Origin of the sequence: Micromonospora parathelypteridis (assembly GCF_014201145.1) — a bacterium.
Classification (GTDB): domain Bacteria; phylum Actinomycetota; class Actinomycetes; order Mycobacteriales; family Micromonosporaceae; genus Micromonospora; species Micromonospora parathelypteridis.
On record NZ_JACHDP010000001.1, the window covers coordinates 5743009 to 5758898 of the forward strand.

The window sequence follows — 15890 nt, forward strand, 5'->3', positions numbered from 1 at the left end:
GTTCACGTGGGTGACGTGCGGAACGTCGACACACCTGGACGGCCATACCCCCGGGGGGTATGTTGAGGGTGAGGAGGCGATGAGGATGTCGCACGAGGACGAGCACCATCCGATGCAATCCCCGGGTGAGGCGGTGAACCGACACGGCGGCCACGGTGGTCATCGAAGCAGTCGCGAGGGCCTGGGCGGGCAGCCTGTTCAGGCCAGCACCCACGCCGGCCATGCCGGCACTGGCGAGCACGGCGGGCATGACAAGCACGCCGGGCATGACCCGGAGGTGTTCCGCCGCAAGTTCTGGCTGAGTCTGGTCTTGACCGTACCGATCGTGGTGACCAGTCACATGGTGATGGACTGGTTCGGCTATCGGCTGGACTTTCCGGGCGTCGACTGGGTGGGGCCGGTGCTGGGCACGGTGGTGTTCGTCTACGGCGGGTGGCCGTTCCTGCAGGGCGCGGTGCGGGAGGTCCGTGACCGGGCGCCGGGGATGATGTTGCTGATCGCGATGGCCATCACCGTCGCGTACGTGGCCTCGGCGGCGACCGCGCTGGGCGTGTTCGACCTGGACTTCTGGTGGGAGCTGGCAGCTCTGGTCACGATCATGCTGCTCGGGCACTGGCAGGAGATGAAGGCCATCGGCCAGGCCCGGGGCGCCCTGTCGGCCCTGGCCGCTCTGCTGCCCGACGACGCCGAACGCCTCGGCGGTGACGGTCAGCCCGAACAGGTGCGGGTCAGCGACTTGGGCGTCGGCGACGTGGTCCTGGTCCGTCCGGGCGGGCGGGTGCCGGCCGACGGGCGCATCACCGACGGCCGCGCGGAGGTGGACGAGTCGATGATCACCGGCGAGTCCCGGCCGGTCGGCCGCGAACGCGGCGACCGGGTAGTGGCGGGCACGGTCGCCACCGACGCGGCCATCCGGGTACGCGTCGACGCCATCGGCGAGGACACCGCCCTGGCCGGCATCCAACGCCTGGTCGCGCAGGCCCAGCAGTCCAGCGGCAGGGCACAGGTCCTCGCTGACCGGTTCGCGGCCTGGCTGTTCTACATCGCCACCGCCACCGCCGCCGCGACGCTGCTGATCTGGACACTGGTCGGCAACCTCGACGAGGCCGTCGTCCGCACCGTCACGGTGCTGGTGATCGCCTGCCCGCACGCGCTGGGGCTGGCCATCCCGCTGGTGATCGCCCTGTCGACCGCCGTGGCCGCGAAGGGCGGCATCCTGGTCAAGGACCGCCTCGCCCTGGAGCGCATGCGCACCATCGACACGGTGCTGTTCGACAAGACCGGCACCCTGACCCGCGGCGAGCACGTCGTCGCCGGTGTCGCCGCCACCGGCGACGTCAGCGAAACCGACGTACTGGCCCTCGCGGCGGCGGTCGAGGCCGACAGCGAACACCCCCTCGCACGGGCCATCGTCACCGCCGCCGCCCAGCAGGGCACCCGGCGAACCGCGACCGATTTCCGGTCGCTGACCGGCCGCGGGGTGCGCGCCGACGTCGACGGCGTCAGCTACGCCGTCGGCGGACCCGCCCTCCTGCGCGAACTCGGCGCCACGGCGCCCGGCGACCTCGACGAGCACCGGGCCGAGTGGTCCCGACGGGGAGCGGCCGTACTGCACCTGCTGCGTCTCGACGGCGACCAGGCACACGTCATCGGCGCCCTCGCCCTCGAAGACCAGATCCGCCCCGAGGCACGCCAAGCCATCGCCGACCTACGCCAACAGGGCATCCGCAAGATCGTCATGATCACCGGGGACGCGCGGCCGGTCGCCGAGGCGGTCGCCGCCGACCTGGGCTTCCGACCCGGCGAGGACGAAGTGTTCGCCGAGGTGCTGCCCGCCGACAAGGACGAGGCGGTCGGCGAGCTGCAACGCCGAGGGCTGCGGGTGGCAATGGTCGGCGACGGCGTGAACGACGCTCCCGCGCTGGCCCGCGCCGACGTCGGCATCGCCATCGGCGCCGGCACCGACGTCGCGATCGAATCCGCGGGTGTCGTGCTCGCCTCCTCAGACCCGCGCGGGGTCACCGGAGTCATCCGGCTCTCGCGCGCCTCGTACCGCAAGATGATCCAGAATCTGGCCTGGGCCGCCGGCTACAACGTCGTCGCCCTGCCGCTGGCCGCCGGTGCTCTGGCCTGGGCCGGAGTGAGCCTGAGTCCCGCGGTCGCCGCGGTGCTGATGTCCGCCTCGACGATCGTGGTCGCGCTCAACGCCCAACTGCTGCGCCGCGTGCAGCTCCGCCACCCGGATGATTCAGGTCTGAAGCGCGGACGGTAGCCCTCGGCACGCTCCTGCTCGCCCGCACGAGCAGGCGACGTCGCGGCAGGAAGGCTTGATCCGATCGACGCGCCGCGTGTCGTTGCCGAGATGGCCCTGGCCGTCTGCGCGCTCCCGCCGGCCCGTACTGGGCCGCCGGTCGACCGGTAACTGGCCCAGTCGCGCAGAATCACTGGCCGCCGGCTGCCAAGGTGAATCACGAGCTGCCGGCTAGCCATCGCGAAAAGATCGCCCGACGGGGACGCTGCGCTCGGGCTGCACCACAGCGCCGCCATCGTAGAGCAGGCCCTGCGGCCGCGTCCCAAGGAGGCGTCGAGCCCCGACCGGGTGCTTCCATGCTGATCGTGAGCGCTGCCCGGACAATCCGGTAGCTCTGACGGGACTAGCCGGCGTGGTTTAACGCTCGATCATTTGCATCTGCTCGTCGGTGTGGTGGCCACCTTCGGCAACGGGCAGCGCGGTGAGGGTCACGATCTGCTCGGGCGTGAGCGTGACGGCGTCCGCGGCGGCGTTCTCCTGCACCCGGCTGACCCGCTTGGTGCCGGGGATGGGAACGATGTCGTCGCCCTGGGCCAGCAGCCAGGCCAGTGCCACTTGGGCCGAGGTGGCGCCGACCTGATCGGCGACTGCCTTCACCTGGTCGGCTAGGCGCAGGTTGCGCTGGAAGTTCTCCCCGGTGAAGCGCGGGTGGTTCTTGCGGAAGTCGCCGTCGTCGAGCTTCTCGACGTCGGCCGGGGTGCGCAGGGCGCCGGTGAGGAAGCCGCGGCCGAGGGGGGAGTACGCGACCAGGCCGATGCCGAGCTCGCGCAGCAGCGGCAGGATCTCCTCCTGGTCGCGCGTCCACAGCGAGTACTCCGACTGCAGCGCGGTGACCGGGTGCACGGCGTGTGCGCGGCGGATGGTGTCGACCCAGGCCTCGGACAGGCCGACGTACCGGATCTTGCCGTCCTGCACGAGCTGTGCGAGGGCACCCATGGTGTCCTCGATCGGGGTGTCCGGGTCGACCCGATGCTGGTAGTACAGGTCGATGTGGTCGGTGCCGAGGCGCTTGAGTGAGCCGTCCACTGCGCTGCGGATGCTGTCCGGGGTGCTGTCCGGCTTTCCGGCGCCACGGCCGGTGTGCGAGATCAGGCCGAACTTGGTGGCCAGCACGACCTGGTCGCGGCGGCCTTGCAGGGCCTTGCCGACCAGTTCCTCGTTGACGTAGGGGCCGTAGACCTCGGCGGTGTCGATGAGGGTGACGCCGAGGTCGATCGCGCGGTGAATGGTGCGGATCGACTCGGCGTCGTCGCTGCCGGCGCCGCTGTAGCCGTGTGACATTCCCATCGCGCCAAGGCCGATGCGGGTGACCTCGAGTTCATTGAGCTTCGCGGTACGCATGGTGTTCCTCCGTGTTGTGCTGCGTCGAAGACCCCGCTGCCTCGGCGGGCAGCGGGGTCGGTTGGATCAGGCTTCGGGGATCTCGCGGCCGAAGCTCTCGAGGGTGATGGCCTCCGGCTCGGGGCCGCCGCGCTTGCCGGTGTCCAGGGCGTCGATCGCGGCGAGCTGTTCGCCGGTGAGCTCGAAGTCGAACACGCCGAAGTTTTCCGCGATCCGGGCCGGCTTGGTCGACTTCGGGATCGCCGAGCGGCCCTGCTGCAGGTGCCAGCGCAGCATCACCTGCGCGGGCGTCTTGCCGTGCGCCGTGGCGATGTCCCCGATCACCGGGTCCTGCAGCGTGCTGGTGTGCTCGCCGTCGCGGTAGAACGTAACGCCGCCGATCGGCGACCACGCCTGCGACAGGATGCCGTGCTGGGCACCGAAGGCCTCCACCTCGCGCTGCTGAAAATAGGGGTGCACCTCGAACTGGTTCACCGCCGGCACGACGGCAGCCGTGTCGAGAAGGCGGGTCAGGTGCTCGACCATGAAGTTGCTGACGCCGATGGCGCGGACCTTGCCGTCGGCCAGCAGCTTCTCCAGGGCGCGGTACGCGTCGAGGGTCTTGTCGAACTGCGCCGGCAGGGCTTGGTGCAGGATGAGCAGGTCGATCTGGTCGACGCCCAGCTTGCGGGCACTTTTGATGAAGCCGTGCAGGGTCTGCTCGTACCCGTAGTCGCTGATCCAGATCTTGGTTTCGATGAAGACATCGGAACGGTCGACGCCGGACGTGGTGATGGCCTCGCCGACTTCGCGCTCGTTGCCGTAGGCGGCGGCGGTGTCGATGAGCCGGTAGCCGGTCGACAGGGCCGCCTGCACGGCGTCGCGGGTCTCGTCCGGCGGGGTCTGGAAGACACCGAAGCCGATGGGGGGAATCGTGACGCCGTTGTTCAGCGTCAGCTGCGAAGCGGTGGACATGGAAAGCGTTTCCTCTCAGTTCTGGGGGAGCAGGCGGAGGGTGACCCCGTGCGCTTTCTCTCCCACGACGGAACCCACGATGGTGGGCCCGTACCGGTCGTACTTGGTGTGGTAGGCAACGTCGATGGCGGCATGGACGTCGGGGCTGGCGGGCTTGGTGAACACCACGTCGCGTTCCAGGCCGCCGGCGCGGATACACCCCGCGCCGGCGCACACCGCCCGCGCATACCAGGCGTTGGCTGGGCCGCGGGCCGAGCGGACGTACAGCTCGTCACCGGCGCGGACAACCCACATCGTCACCCACCGGCTGGGTGTGCCGTCGCTGCGCCGCGACGCGAGCTGCAGCTCCTCAGCGCGGCCGATGGTGGTCAGCTCTTCGCCTGTCCAGGACGTCGTCACAACTTCGGGTTCCACAACTCTTCCTCCAGGCCCTTCCGACAAGTGACGTACCCAGCCTGGTGTCAGCAAACATCGGTGTTCGGGTTGCAGGGAGTTTCTGCCGAAAGGGGTACCGGCAGAGTCCCCCAGCGCAGCTTCGAGCCGGGGACCGGCCGGTCAACAATGGTGCGGCGAGTGCTCGTGACCGTCGTCGGCGTCACTCTTGTGGGAAGTCGGTGCTGACGCTCAGCTCCTGCCAGGCCTCGAGCTCCGCGCGTTGGCTGTCGAGGGCATCGCCGATGACTTTCACCGCGTCCGAGCCGAGCAGCAGCAGGGCCGGTGGATGGCCGGCTTCGACGGCGGTGATCAGGACTTTGGCGGCTTTGGCCGGGTCGCCGGGCTGGGTGCCGTGGGTGTTGTCGTTCTCCTTGCGACGCTTGCCGGCGGTAGCGGCGTAGTCGTTGATGACCGTGGCTGACTGGGTCAGCGACCGACCGGCGAAGTCGGTGCGGAAGGCGCCGGGCTCGATCGTGGTGACCCTGATCCCGAGCGGCTCGACCTCCTTGCGCAGCGTGGCGGACATGCCTTCGAGCGCTGCTTTGCTGGCGGAGTAGTAGCCGGAGCCGGGGTTGAAGGAGCGCGCTCCGATCGAGGAGATGTTCACGATCGTGCCACTGCGCCGCGTCCGCATGCCCGGAAGCACCGCCTTGATCACGTTTACCGCGCCGAAGAAGTTCGTGGCGAACAACTCCTGCACGTCGGTGTCAACGCCTTCTTCGACCGCCGCGCGGTAGCCGTAGCCGGCGTTGTTGACCAGCACGTCGATGCTGCCGAAACTGTCCTCGGCCTGCTCGACGGCGGCGGTGACCTGCGCCGGGTCGGTCACGTCCAGGGCGACGGCCAGAGCCGTTTCGGGGTGGCTGTCGGCGAGGTCCTTGACCGTGGACGCGTCGCGGGCGGTGACGACGGCGTTGTCGCCGCGGGCGAGAACCGCGTCGGCGAGGGCGCGGCCCAGGCCGCTGGAACAGCCGGTGATCAACCAGGTGGTCATGTGGTTCCTCTCCGCGGTCAAACGCCGATGCGGACGAGCGCCTTGGTGGCGCGGCGGTCGATCATCGCGTCGTAGGCGTCCTTGATGTCGTCCAGGCCGGTTTCGTAGTCGAAGACCCGCCCTGGGTTGATCCGCCCGTGCAGGACGTCGTCGAGCAACTCGGGGATGTAGCGGCGGGCCGGGGCGACACCGCCGCGCAGGCCGACGTTGTGGAAGATGACCGTTTGCAGCGGAACGGTGGAGTCGTGCGGTACCCCGACGGCGCCGACGATCGAGCCGACCCGGGCGATACCGAAGGCGGTGGCCATCGACTGGCCGGTGCCCACGCACTCGAGGGCGGCGTCGACGCCGAGTCCTCCGGTCATGTTCATGATCAGCTTGATGGCGTCGTCGCCGCGCTCGGCGATGATGTCGGTCGCGCCGAACTCCCGGGCGAGGGCTTGGCGGACCGGGTTACGGCTCAGTGACATGATCCGCTCCGCGCCCAGACGCTTGGCCGCGATCACCGCGCACAGGCCCACCGCGCCGTCACCGACCACCGCGACGGTGTCTCCGGGCTTCACACCGGCACTGACGGCGGCGTGGTGCCCGGTGCACATCACATCCGACACAGCCACCAACGACTTCATCACCGCGTCGGAGTAGTCGCCGGAGGGCACCTTGACCAACGTCGCATCGGCGTACGGAACCTTGACGTACTCGCCCTGGCCGCCGTCGACGCCGTGGTTGCCGAACGAACCGCCGTTGAGGCAGTTACCGGTCCAGCCGGCCCGGCAGTTGGCGCAGGTGCCGTCGCAGAAGGTGAACGGCGCGACGACCAGATCCCCCGGCCGTACGGTGGTCACGTCAACGCCGACCTGCTCGACAACCCCAATGAACTCGTGGCCGATCGGGCCCAGAGCGTGCGGGTTGACACCGCGGTAGTACCACAGGTCGGAGCCGCAAACGCAGCCGAGCGTGACGCGCACGACCGCGTCCGTGGGTTTCTCGAGGTGCGGGTCAGGGCGCTCGCCGACGGTGATGTCGCCAGGGCCGCCGTAGAGAGTGGCACGCATGATGAGTTCTTTCCTCGTAGTGATGGAGAGCGCCTGCCCCGATCGGGGCGGCTTATGACGGCGAACAGCAGGAGCGTGGAGGACATCAGCGTGTAATCGGTGATGACCCACTGCAGGTTGGAGAGGGTGCCGACAAAATTCCGGTTGGATCTCCTTGTCCAGGAAACTCCTGCCGCTGGCGAGCAGGGAGGCACCACGTAAAGGGGTAATGACAGTGACCCTTTCGCGCCAGGTGAATTGCTTAACCTTGGTTTATGGACAACAGCAGCGAGGTGCGGGCGTTCCTGACCTCCCGTCGCGCGAAGGTCACCCCGGAACAGGCCGGTATCCCCGCGTACGGCAGCCGCCGAGTCGCCGGACTCCGCCGCGGCGAGGTTGCCGCCCTGGCTGGGGTCAGCGTCGAGTACTACACCCGTCTGGAACGCGGCAACCTCAGCGGTGCCTCCGAAAGTGTCCTGGACGCCGTTGCGCGCGCGCTGCGACTGGACGAGACGGAGACCGCGCACCTGCACCACCTGGCCCGCGCCGCGGGGCCCCAGCCGGCCCGCGCTCGCGCCCGCCGCGACAAGACTCCCGAGATCCGGCCGGCGATCCGCCGGGTTCTGGACTCGATGACCGGCGTGCCCGCGTTCCTGCGCAACCACCGTTTCGACATCCTGGCCGCAAATCCTCTAGGCATGGCTCTCTACGCACCCATGTTCGCCGCTGGGGCGACTCTGCCGGTGAATTCGATGCGATTCAACTTCCTCAACCCGCACGCCCAGGCGTTCTATCCGCAGTGGGCGCAGGTGTCCCACTCCGCCGTCGCCGCGCTGCGCATCGCGGCTGCTCAGAACCCGGACGACCAGCAGCTGATGAACCTGATCGGCGAGCTGTCCATGCGCAGCGAACCCTTCCGGACCATGTGGGCCGCCCAGGACGTCTACGTCCACCGCCACGGCACCAAGCTTCTCCGCCACCCCGCCATCGGCGAGCTGGACCTGGCCTTCGAAGCGCTCGAGCTGCCCGGCAACGACGGGCTGACGATCCTTACCTACTCCGCCGAGCCGGGCACCCCCTCCGGCGACGGCCTCGAACTGCTCGCCACCTGGGCCGCGACCCAGAAGGCCAAAACCGCTCCGGCGAGAGACTGACGGCGGCCGGTTCCTGGCTCACGGCTTGGTCACGGCATCCCTCAGATACGCCCAGTGTCACGATCGTCGGGTTGTTCGCCGCGGGTCGCTACCCGGTCGGCGAGCAGCCGCAGGCCGTCCGCGGTGGCGCTGCCCGGCTCGGCGCCATACACCACCAGCGCCTGGTCGTCGTCAGCGGCCGGCGTCAGCACCTCGAAGGTCAGCTCCATCGGGCCTGCCACCGGGTGGTGCAGGCGCTTGATCCCCGTCGTGTGGGCGCGCACGTCGTGGCGTGCCCACCGGACACGGAACAGATCGCTGCGAGTGGTCAGCTCCCCGATCAGATTGGCCAAAGCCTTGTCATACGGCCAGCGGACGGCCTGCACGTGCAGCAGCGCGACAGTGTCGTCGGCGATCCGGTCCCAGTCGATCCAAAATTGCCGGGCCCGGCCGTCGAGGAACACGAACCGGGCATGGTTGGGTGGGTCGGCGCGTTCGTAGAGCGGAGCGAACAAGGCCCGGGCGAGAGTGTTGGCGGCAATCAGGTCAGCGCTGCCGTTGAGCACGAACGCGGGTGAACCGTTGAGTGCGTCCAGCATGCGCAGCAGGTTCGGGCGCACCGCAGCGCCGTGCGGCTTCCGGTGAGGGCGACGGGTTGCCGGTCCGCAGTTGCGGGCCAGGTCAGCCAAGAAGGTGCGTTCGGCCTCGTCGAGCTGCAGAGCCCGGGCGACAGCGTTCAGGACGCTGTCGGAGACCCCGGCAAGGTTGCCGCGCTCCAGACGCGTGTAGTACTCGAGACTTACCCCGGCGAGAGCGGCGACCTCGGAACGGCGCAGCCCGGGAACCCGGCGGATGCCGCGCGTCGACAGGCCCGCCCGCTGCGGGCTGATGCGCGCACGGCGGGAAATCAGAAAGTCGCGGATCGCAGTGCCGTTGTCCACGTTGCCCACGTTACGAAGGCCCGCCGGCGCGAGGGAGGCCCTGTCCGTACACCTTTCGACAGGGACTCCCTGGCTGCCGGACCGACGGCTTTCATGGATCATGGCCCTTCCATCGGCGATGGGCCCGACGTCAGGAGCCGTGCCACGCGAATGCGAACTGCCCTGGTCGCCGCGCTCGCGTGCCTTACCGCCGCGGTCGCCGTGTTGGAGACCGGCCCTAAGGTGGACGTCCACGTGACCACGGACGCCGCCAGGATTGTCGTGGCCGACGCGCCCCCGTGGGAGTGCACACAAGGTCAGTGACCGGGCGCAGGTCACGGCCTGCGCGCTTCGACTCCCGTGCCAGCCAGGACCGGAGCCGGGACTCGCTCGCCCTGGACCCGGATCGCGTTCAGCGCAGCGGTGAAGTCTCGCAGCTCATCACCGGTGAACGTGACCTCTTCGGTGCCGATGTTCTCCAGCAGGTGCGAGGTGCGGGTGGCGCTCGGGATCGGCGCGATCCACGGCTTCTGAGCCAGCAGCCACGCCAGCGACAACTGCCCGGGTGTGACGCCCTTGCGTACGGACCAGTCCTGCAGCAATTGCACCACCGCCATGTTGGCCGTGATGTTCTCCCGCGAGAACCAGGGCACACTCGCCCGGAAGTCGTTCTCGGTGAATCGCGTGGTGGGATTGATTGTGGCGGTGGTGAAGCCGTACGCGAGCGGCGCCCAGGGCACGAAGCCGATGCCGAGCTCCTCGCACAGCGGCAGGACCTGGTCTTCCGGGTCGCGCGCCAGCAGGTTGTACTGGTTCTGGATCGCCGTCAGCGGCTGCACCGCATGAGCGCGGCGGATCGTCTGCAGGCCAGGCTCGGAGAGGCCGAAATGCCGGACCTTACCGGCGGTGATCAGCTCCTTGACCGTGCCCGCCACGTCCTCAATCGGCACCTGAGGGTCGACCCGGTGTTGGTACAACAGGTCGATGTAATCGGTGCGCAGGCGCTGAAGCATCCCGTCGACGGCCTGCTTGATGTGGTCGGGACGGCTGTTAAGGCCGCCTCGCTCGCCGGTCTGCTGGTTTACCTCGAAGCCGAACTTCGTCGCGATCACCACCCGGTCACGAACCGGCTGAAGGGCTTCACCGACGATGCGTTCGGATTCCAACGGCCCGTACACCTCGGCGGTGTCGAACAGGGTCACTCCCTGGTCGACAGCCGCGCGGATGATGGTGATCATGTTGTCGCGGCTGCTGACCGGCCCGTACAGCTTTCCGGGCATCGTCTGGCAGCCCAAGCCGATGCTGGAGACCTCCAGCGGACCCAGCCGACGGCGGCCGGCCAGCGTGGTCGCCGTCGTGGCGACCGTGCCTCCACCGCCGGTAGGCGCGGAAGTGCGATCGGCGGACGGCTCCTCGTTCGAGGTGCAACCGGCCACCCCTGCCACAACAGGAGCCGCGGCAATGCCGGCCGCACCCAGCAGGAACCGGCGACGGCTGTTTCTCTTCTCAGACATACGGCACCTCTCGTCGTCAACGATCCGGGGGCGCAACTTCGTGTTATGCAACCTCCATCTCGGACGAAGAGGGAGCCCCTGCTGAGAGGGGTACAAGCAGGGACCCCCACGTGAGGTTTGAGAGGCCTGTGGATCCCGACTAGGGGAGGGGGCGTGTCTGAGTCGATCGAGGACTATGCCCCGATTGGTGATCTACAGACCGCTGCCCTTGTCTCTCGGTCGGGTTCCATTGACTGGGTGTGCCTTCCCCGCTTTGACTCGCCGACTTGTCTCGCTCGGCTTTGGGCAGCGAGGAGCATGGCTGTTGGCGAATTGCTCCGGGGGAGCCCGGCGGCCACGTCTAGCGACGGTATCGCTCGAACACGTTGGTGCGGGAGACCGAGTGGGACACCCCGTACGGAACCACGACACCGATACCTCCAGTGAGGGCGGAGAGGCCGGATTGGTGTCCGCGACCCGCCCCACTGCGCAGCCTGGCGATAATGCTCGGGTGGGTCAGCGGGTGAGCAGGCCGATGCGGCGCAGCCAGGCCGTGAGGTCAGGTTCGGCGTTGGCGACCTCCTCGCCGCGCACGGCCAAGCCCTCGGCGGGAGTCGCACCCCGACAGGTGGCGGCGTAGTCGCGTTCGGTGGTTCCCAGTCCGCTCATCGCGTGTGTGGTGAGCGGGTGGACCGTCTTGCCGGTGAAGGTCAGGTCCTGGACGAACGTTGTCATGATCATCGGTGCCCGGACGTTCCAGATCGGGCTGCCGAGCAGGATCGTGTCGTAGCGGTCGATCGAGTCGAGTGGATTGGCGATGGCCGGACGGGCGTTGGCGTTCTGTTCCCGCACGTTGCGGGCGACGGTCGGCTCGTAGTCGTCGGGGTAGGGGTCGGCGGCCTCGATGCGGTGTACGTCGCATCCGATGAGCCGGCTGATCATGCCCGCGACGACCTCGGTGTTGCCGACGGTCAAGCGGCGGCGGCCGCCGTTGAAGTAGTTTTCCCCGGCGCGGGAGAAATAGGCCAGCAGCACCCTGCTGCCCGACGACGAGGAGGAGGCCGGAGCGCTGCGCGACGCGCTGTTGGCCGAGGTCGGCGCCGGCGACGGAGCAGCCTGTGGTGAATCGGCGCAGGCGCTCAGCACCGGACCGGACGCCGTCGCGGCAGTGCCGAGAAGGACGCCTCGCAGCAGCGCGCGGCGGGGGTACGTGCTCCTCGCATCCATCAGCCCTCCCTGTACCAAATGCTAGGTGAATGACTCGTCGCGAGTCGTGGACCAGCAAAATGCTGCCCCGGACCCGGCCCCAGAACCGCTGCCGGGTCCGGGGCAGCACACTGAAGCGGGGCAGACCGGGGGGCATCGCGGCCTCCCGGCCCGCCGTCGGTGTGTGTCAGCGCGGCAGGGGCGCCTCGATGCCCGACAGTGCGAGCACTCCCGCTGGCAACCGCTCGCCGTGGATCTGGACCGCGTCGAGCGCGGCGGTGAACTCGCGCAGCTCGTCGGGGGTGAAGGTGACCTCTTCGGTGCCGATGTTCTCCAGCAGGTGCGAGGTGCGGGTGGCGCTCGGGATCGGCACGATCCACGGCTTCTGCGCCTGCAGCCAGGCCAGCGACAACTGTCCGGGCGTCGCGCCCTTGCGGACGGCCCACTGCGACAGCAGTTGCACCAGGGGCATGTTGGCGGTCATGTTCTCCGGCGAGTTGCGCGGCACGAACGCACGGAAGTCCCCTTGGGCGAAACGGGTGTACGGGTTGATCGTGCCGGTGGTGAAGCCGTAGGCCAGGGGGGCCCAACACACCAATCCGATCCCCAACTCTTCACACAGGGGCAGGATCTGCTGCTCGGCGCCGCGCCACATCAGGTTGTACTCGTTCTGGATCGCCGCCAGCGGCTGCACCGAGTGCGCACGGCGTACTGTCAGCGGGCCCGGCTCGGACAACCCCCAGTGCCGCACCTTCCCGGCCCTGATCAGGTCCTTGACCGCCCCGGCCACGTCCTCGATCGGCACCGCGGGGTCCACGCGGTGCTGGTACAGCAGGTCGATGTGGTCGGTCCTCAGGCGTCCGAGCATGCCGTCGACGGCGCGCTTGATGTGCTCCGGGCGGCTGTTCAGACCCGGGAGTTGCTGGCCGGTGTCCGGGTCGATGTTCCAGCCGAATTTCGACGCGATCACCACCCGGTCCCGCACCCGCCGCAGGGCCTCACCGACGATGCGCTCGGACTCGAACGGCCCGTACGCCTCGGCTGTGTCGAACAGGGTGATGCCCTGGTCAACGGCCGTCCGAATGATCCTGATCATGTCCTCGCGGCTGCTGACCGGCCCATACAGCCTCCCGGTCATGGTCTGGCAACCCAGCCCGATGCTCGAGACCTTGAGGCGGCCCAGCCGGCGGCGGCTGGTCAGCGTGGTGACCTTTCCAACCGTGCCGTCACGGCCGGCGGCCGACGCGGGAGCGGGACCGGCGAGGCCGGCCACTGTGGGAGTTGCGGCTAGGGCGGCCGCACCCACCAGAAACCGGCGACGGCTGCTGTTGTTGTCAGACATTGAGCACCTTCTCGTTGTCGCGACAGGAGCAGGTTTCGCAGTCCCATGCAACCCCCGGTTGCGACGATCAGGGAGCCCCTGCTGAGAGGGGTAACGACAGCAACCCCCACATCACGGTTAGGCCCATGCAGAACCCGCGACGGCTTGGTATAAGTCCAGCGACGACCAGCTCAACCGCATGTGGTACGCCGGGGCCTACACCGCCCAGCTCGACATGGTGCCGACCGGCGTCGCATCGTGCTTCAACGTGCCAGTCATCTTCGACGGCGCGAAGCGCGACCGTGCCATCTGGTCCGGCGACCTGCTGATCAGCGACCCGGTGGCGCAGCTGTCGCTCGGCTCGAACGCCGCCCCGTACGGGTGGGTCTCGGCGTCAGTCGACCTGCCGCCGAGACCCACCGAGGACAGCCTTGCGTGGGTGAGCGACGAAATCCGAGGTCAAGGACCTCAAAGCTGGATGGCTGAGCAACGTGCCCGGTGGCGGACGTTGCCGTGGGGTCCGTGCAGCGGCGGCTACCGGGCAGGCGTCGTTGCGGCTATTGCCGGGACGGACTGAGAAGGCTGAATCGGGTCAGCCAGTCCGCGATCCGGATGATGCTGCGCGACGCCGCCGGATCGTCCGGATCGTTGAGGTGGCCGTGCCGGGTGCCGGGCTCACGCATCACGACGACTTCGACGCCCGCGGCAGCGAGTTCGGCGCCGAACTGCTGTCCGGACGCCCGAAGGCTGTCGGAGTCGCAGTTCAGGATGAAGACCGGCGGAAGCCCGGACAGGTCATGGCCGCCGGGAAACGCGTAGGCTTCGGCCAAGGCGTCCGGCTTCTGCACATAGGCCAGATTCATCTCCGCGATCTGCTCGGCTCCGAAGTTGAATGGTGGCGGTAGGGCTCGCACTTTGGCGACCAGCTCCGGCGGCACCGGCGGCAATGCGGCGTGAAGCACTGGGTACGCCAGCACCAACGCACCGGGAAGTGGGCCGCCGGTGTCACGCAGGCGCAGCGCCGCGCCAGCGGCCAGGTTGCCGCCCGCGCTGGCACCACCGAGGGCCCAACTGGTGGCGGGGACAGCGGGGTCGGAGGTCGTGGCCCAGGTGAAGGCCGCGGTCACCTCTTCGGACGCGACCGGGTAAGGGAAACGCCGCACCTCCGGCACCCCGGTGCTCTCGCCGTCCGGTAGCGGCGAGAGCCGGTAGTCCACCGTGACGACCACGAGTCCCCGTCGCGCGAGCTGTCGAGCGACCCAGTCGTTCTCAGGCATGTCGAGGTCGCCTCCGGCGAAGCCGCCCCCGTGCGCCCACACCAGACCCCGTCGAGGACTGGTTGACAGCTCGCCTGCCGTAGGTGCGTAGACGCGCAGCGGTATCTCACCGTGCGGGCCGGTAATTCTTCGTGCCGTCGTTGAAACACTCACGACAAGGCTGCCTTTCGAGGTCGCATCGCTGCTGGTGTGTGCTGGGCGACGTCAGGCGCCCCTTTCGTCGACGACGGCGCCATGGCGCCGTCGCTCTCCACGATTCCTGAGCGCCGGGTGCCGTCGCGTCGAAAGCGAGGCCGCGTGAGCTCGCGCGTCGGCATCACCACGCTCGACGGTCTCGAAGTCTCCTCGATCTCAAGGGGAGACGATCGGGGCGGTGGTGCGCCGAGTGACCAGGGTGGGGAAGAGCTTGATCTGGGCGGTCGGCCTGCCTCGGATGGCGACGCGATCGAGCAGCAGTCGGACCGCGTTGACACCCATCTGGTGTCCGGCCTGGTCGACGGTGGTCAGGGAGATGGGACCGAAGGCGGCGAACATGGTGTCGTCGTACCCGGCGACGGAGATGTCCTGGGGCGCGGACAGTCCGGCCTCGGTGAGGGCGTCGAGCACCCCCATGGCGACGATGTCGGCGCCGGCGAAGATGGCGGTCGGGCGCTGCGGGCGGGCCAGGAGCTGCTGGGCTCCGAGGTAGCCGCCTTGCTGGGTGTAGGTCGTAGAGACGATGTCGATGTGGTCGCCGAGTCCGTGGGCCTGCATGGCGTGGCGGTAGCCGTCCGCGCGTTGGGCGTTCGGCATCTCCTTGAGGCGTACGGGATTTCTTTCGGCGTGTTCGATGTGGGCGATGCGCTGGTGGCCGAGCGTGACGAGGTGGTCGACGACGAGCCCGGCGCCGGCGAAGTCGTCGTCGGTGACGGTGTCGTAGTCGGGGGAGTGCCCGTGCCGGCCGACCACCACCGTGGGCACGGCGCGGGCGACCTTTTGTAGGTGGCGGCGTGAGGAGATCGGGGCGATGAGGATGACGCCGTCCATGCTCCGGTCGATCATTGCCTCGGTGATCCGAACTTCGCCCGCCTCGTCGTTGCAGCAGGCGGCCATGAGCACCTGGTAGTCGGTGCCGTCGAGGTGTTCGGTGACGCCGTCGAGGATGTCGGCGAAGAACGGGTTGCGCATCTCGGGCAGCATCACGCCGATCGTGTAGGTCTGCCCGCGCAGGCCCCGGGCTGCGGCCGAGGGCCGGTAGCCGAGCTCCTCAATGGCGGCGCGGACCTTGACCTGCATCTCTGGGCTGGCGCCGTACGCGTTGCGCATGACCTTGGAGACGGCAGTGGTGGACACCCCGGCGTGCCGGGCGACGTCGATGATCGTGACGCGGCGGGATGGGTGCATGCGAGCTCCTAAGCGCGAGAAACGTTACCCACCTTAGAGCGGGCGGGGCTCTAGCAGAACCTGCGTAGCCCTTGAATAACGTTGACCA

General features: G+C 68.7%; 14 protein-coding genes. 3 read left to right on the forward strand and 11 right to left on the reverse strand.

Going from position 1 to position 15890, the window contains the following annotated elements:
• Positions 1-85 precede the first annotated feature (85 nt).
• Complete coding sequence (locus HNR20_RS26065; protein ID WP_184184931.1) at positions 86-2272, forward strand: heavy metal translocating P-type ATPase; 2187 nt, start codon at positions 86-88, stop codon at positions 2270-2272.
• Between the two features lie 396 nt (positions 2273-2668).
• Here HNR20_RS26065 and HNR20_RS26070 read toward each other — a convergent pair whose 3' ends face one another.
• The 5 genes from HNR20_RS26070 to HNR20_RS26090 all read right to left on the reverse strand — a co-directional run bounded on the left by HNR20_RS26070 (position 2669) and on the right by HNR20_RS26090 (position 7090).
• A complete protein-coding gene (locus HNR20_RS26070) occupies positions 2669-3652 on the reverse strand; it encodes an aldo/keto reductase (RefSeq protein ID WP_184184933.1) in 984 nt (327 codons plus the stop codon).
• Positions 3653-3718: 66 nt separating this feature from the next.
• Positions 3719-4606 (reverse strand): aldo/keto reductase, encoded by an 888-nt coding sequence (locus HNR20_RS26075; protein ID WP_184184936.1) that lies wholly within the window; start codon positions 4604-4606, stop codon positions 3719-3721.
• A gap of 15 nt (positions 4607-4621) precedes the next feature.
• Complete coding sequence (locus HNR20_RS26080) at positions 4622-5020, reverse strand: DUF2255 family protein (protein ID WP_229687315.1); 399 nt, start codon at positions 5018-5020, stop codon at positions 4622-4624.
• 181 nt (positions 5021-5201) lie between these two features.
• Positions 5202-6035: an oxidoreductase gene (locus HNR20_RS26085; RefSeq protein ID WP_184184939.1), complete on the reverse strand. Its 834-nt coding sequence runs from the start codon at positions 6033-6035 to the stop codon at positions 5202-5204.
• Positions 6036-6052: 17 nt separating this feature from the next.
• On the reverse strand, positions 6053-7090 hold the full coding sequence (locus tag HNR20_RS26090; RefSeq protein WP_184184942.1) for a zinc-dependent alcohol dehydrogenase family protein: 1038 nt from the start codon (positions 7088-7090) through the stop codon (positions 6053-6055).
• A 254-nt stretch (positions 7091-7344) separates the two neighbouring features.
• Between HNR20_RS26090 and HNR20_RS26095 the strand changes: the two genes are divergently transcribed.
• Entirely contained in the window at positions 7345-8223 is an 879-nt protein-coding gene (locus tag HNR20_RS26095) for a helix-turn-helix transcriptional regulator (protein WP_184184945.1), read from the forward strand.
• A gap of 41 nt (positions 8224-8264) precedes the next feature.
• Here the strand turns inward: HNR20_RS26095 and HNR20_RS26100 are convergent, their stop codons facing one another.
• The 4 genes from HNR20_RS26100 to HNR20_RS26115 form a co-directional block, all read right to left on the reverse strand.
• Complete coding sequence (locus tag HNR20_RS26100; RefSeq protein ID WP_194510802.1) at positions 8265-9143, reverse strand: helix-turn-helix domain-containing protein; 879 nt, start codon at positions 9141-9143, stop codon at positions 8265-8267.
• Positions 9144-9457: 314 nt separating this feature from the next.
• Positions 9458-10687: an aldo/keto reductase gene (locus HNR20_RS26105; protein ID WP_260321896.1), complete on the reverse strand. Its 1230-nt coding sequence runs from the start codon at positions 10685-10687 to the stop codon at positions 9458-9460.
• Positions 10688-11131: 444 nt separating this feature from the next.
• Complete coding sequence (locus HNR20_RS26110) at positions 11132-11842, reverse strand: flavodoxin (protein WP_184184951.1); 711 nt, start codon at positions 11840-11842, stop codon at positions 11132-11134.
• Between the two features lie 166 nt (positions 11843-12008).
• The gene (locus tag HNR20_RS26115; protein ID WP_184184954.1) at positions 12009-13163 is read right to left on the reverse strand and encodes an aldo/keto reductase; all 1155 of its coding nucleotides are present in this window, start codon (positions 13161-13163) and stop codon (positions 12009-12011) included.
• A 178-nt stretch (positions 13164-13341) separates the two neighbouring features.
• Here HNR20_RS26115 and HNR20_RS26120 point away from each other — a divergent pair, with 178 nt between their 5' ends.
• On the forward strand, positions 13342-13719 hold the full coding sequence (locus tag HNR20_RS26120) for a hypothetical protein (RefSeq protein ID WP_184184958.1): 378 nt from the start codon (positions 13342-13344) through the stop codon (positions 13717-13719).
• Here the strand turns inward: HNR20_RS26120 and HNR20_RS26125 are convergent.
• Positions 13700-14572: an alpha/beta hydrolase gene (locus HNR20_RS26125; RefSeq protein ID WP_184184961.1), complete on the reverse strand. Its 873-nt coding sequence runs from the start codon at positions 14570-14572 to the stop codon at positions 13700-13702. The genes HNR20_RS26120 and HNR20_RS26125 overlap by 20 nt on opposite strands.
• A gap of 198 nt (positions 14573-14770) precedes the next feature.
• Positions 14771-15802, reverse strand: a complete 1032-nt coding sequence (locus HNR20_RS26130) for a LacI family DNA-binding transcriptional regulator (protein ID WP_184184964.1) — start codon at positions 15800-15802, stop codon at positions 14771-14773.
• Positions 15803-15890: the final 88 nt, after the last annotated feature.

Coding starts and splice junctions, on each gene's coding strand:
- HNR20_RS26065 (WP_184184931.1), top strand. CDS start 86: ATGTCGCACGAGGACGAGCACCATCCGATGCAATCCCCGGGTGAGGCG.
- HNR20_RS26070 (WP_184184933.1), bottom strand. CDS start 3,652: ATGCGTACCGCGAAGCTCAATGAACTCGAGGTCACCCGCATCGGCCTT.
- HNR20_RS26075 (WP_184184936.1), bottom strand. CDS start 4,606: ATGTCCACCGCTTCGCAGCTGACGCTGAACAACGGCGTCACGATTCCC.
- HNR20_RS26085 (WP_184184939.1), bottom strand. CDS start 6,035: ATGACCACCTGGTTGATCACCGGCTGTTCCAGCGGCCTGGGCCGCGCC.
- HNR20_RS26090 (WP_184184942.1), bottom strand. CDS start 7,090: ATGCGTGCCACTCTCTACGGCGGCCCTGGCGACATCACCGTCGGCGAG.
- HNR20_RS26095 (WP_184184945.1), top strand. CDS start 7,345: ATGGACAACAGCAGCGAGGTGCGGGCGTTCCTGACCTCCCGTCGCGCG.
- HNR20_RS26110 (WP_184184951.1), bottom strand. CDS start 11,842: ATGGATGCGAGGAGCACGTACCCCCGCCGCGCGCTGCTGCGAGGCGTC.
- HNR20_RS26115 (WP_184184954.1), bottom strand. CDS start 13,163: ATGTCTGACAACAACAGCAGCCGTCGCCGGTTTCTGGTGGGTGCGGCC.
- HNR20_RS26120 (WP_184184958.1), top strand. CDS start 13,342: ATGTGGTACGCCGGGGCCTACACCGCCCAGCTCGACATGGTGCCGACC.
- HNR20_RS26130 (WP_184184964.1), bottom strand. CDS start 15,802: ATGCACCCATCCCGCCGCGTCACGATCATCGACGTCGCCCGGCACGCC.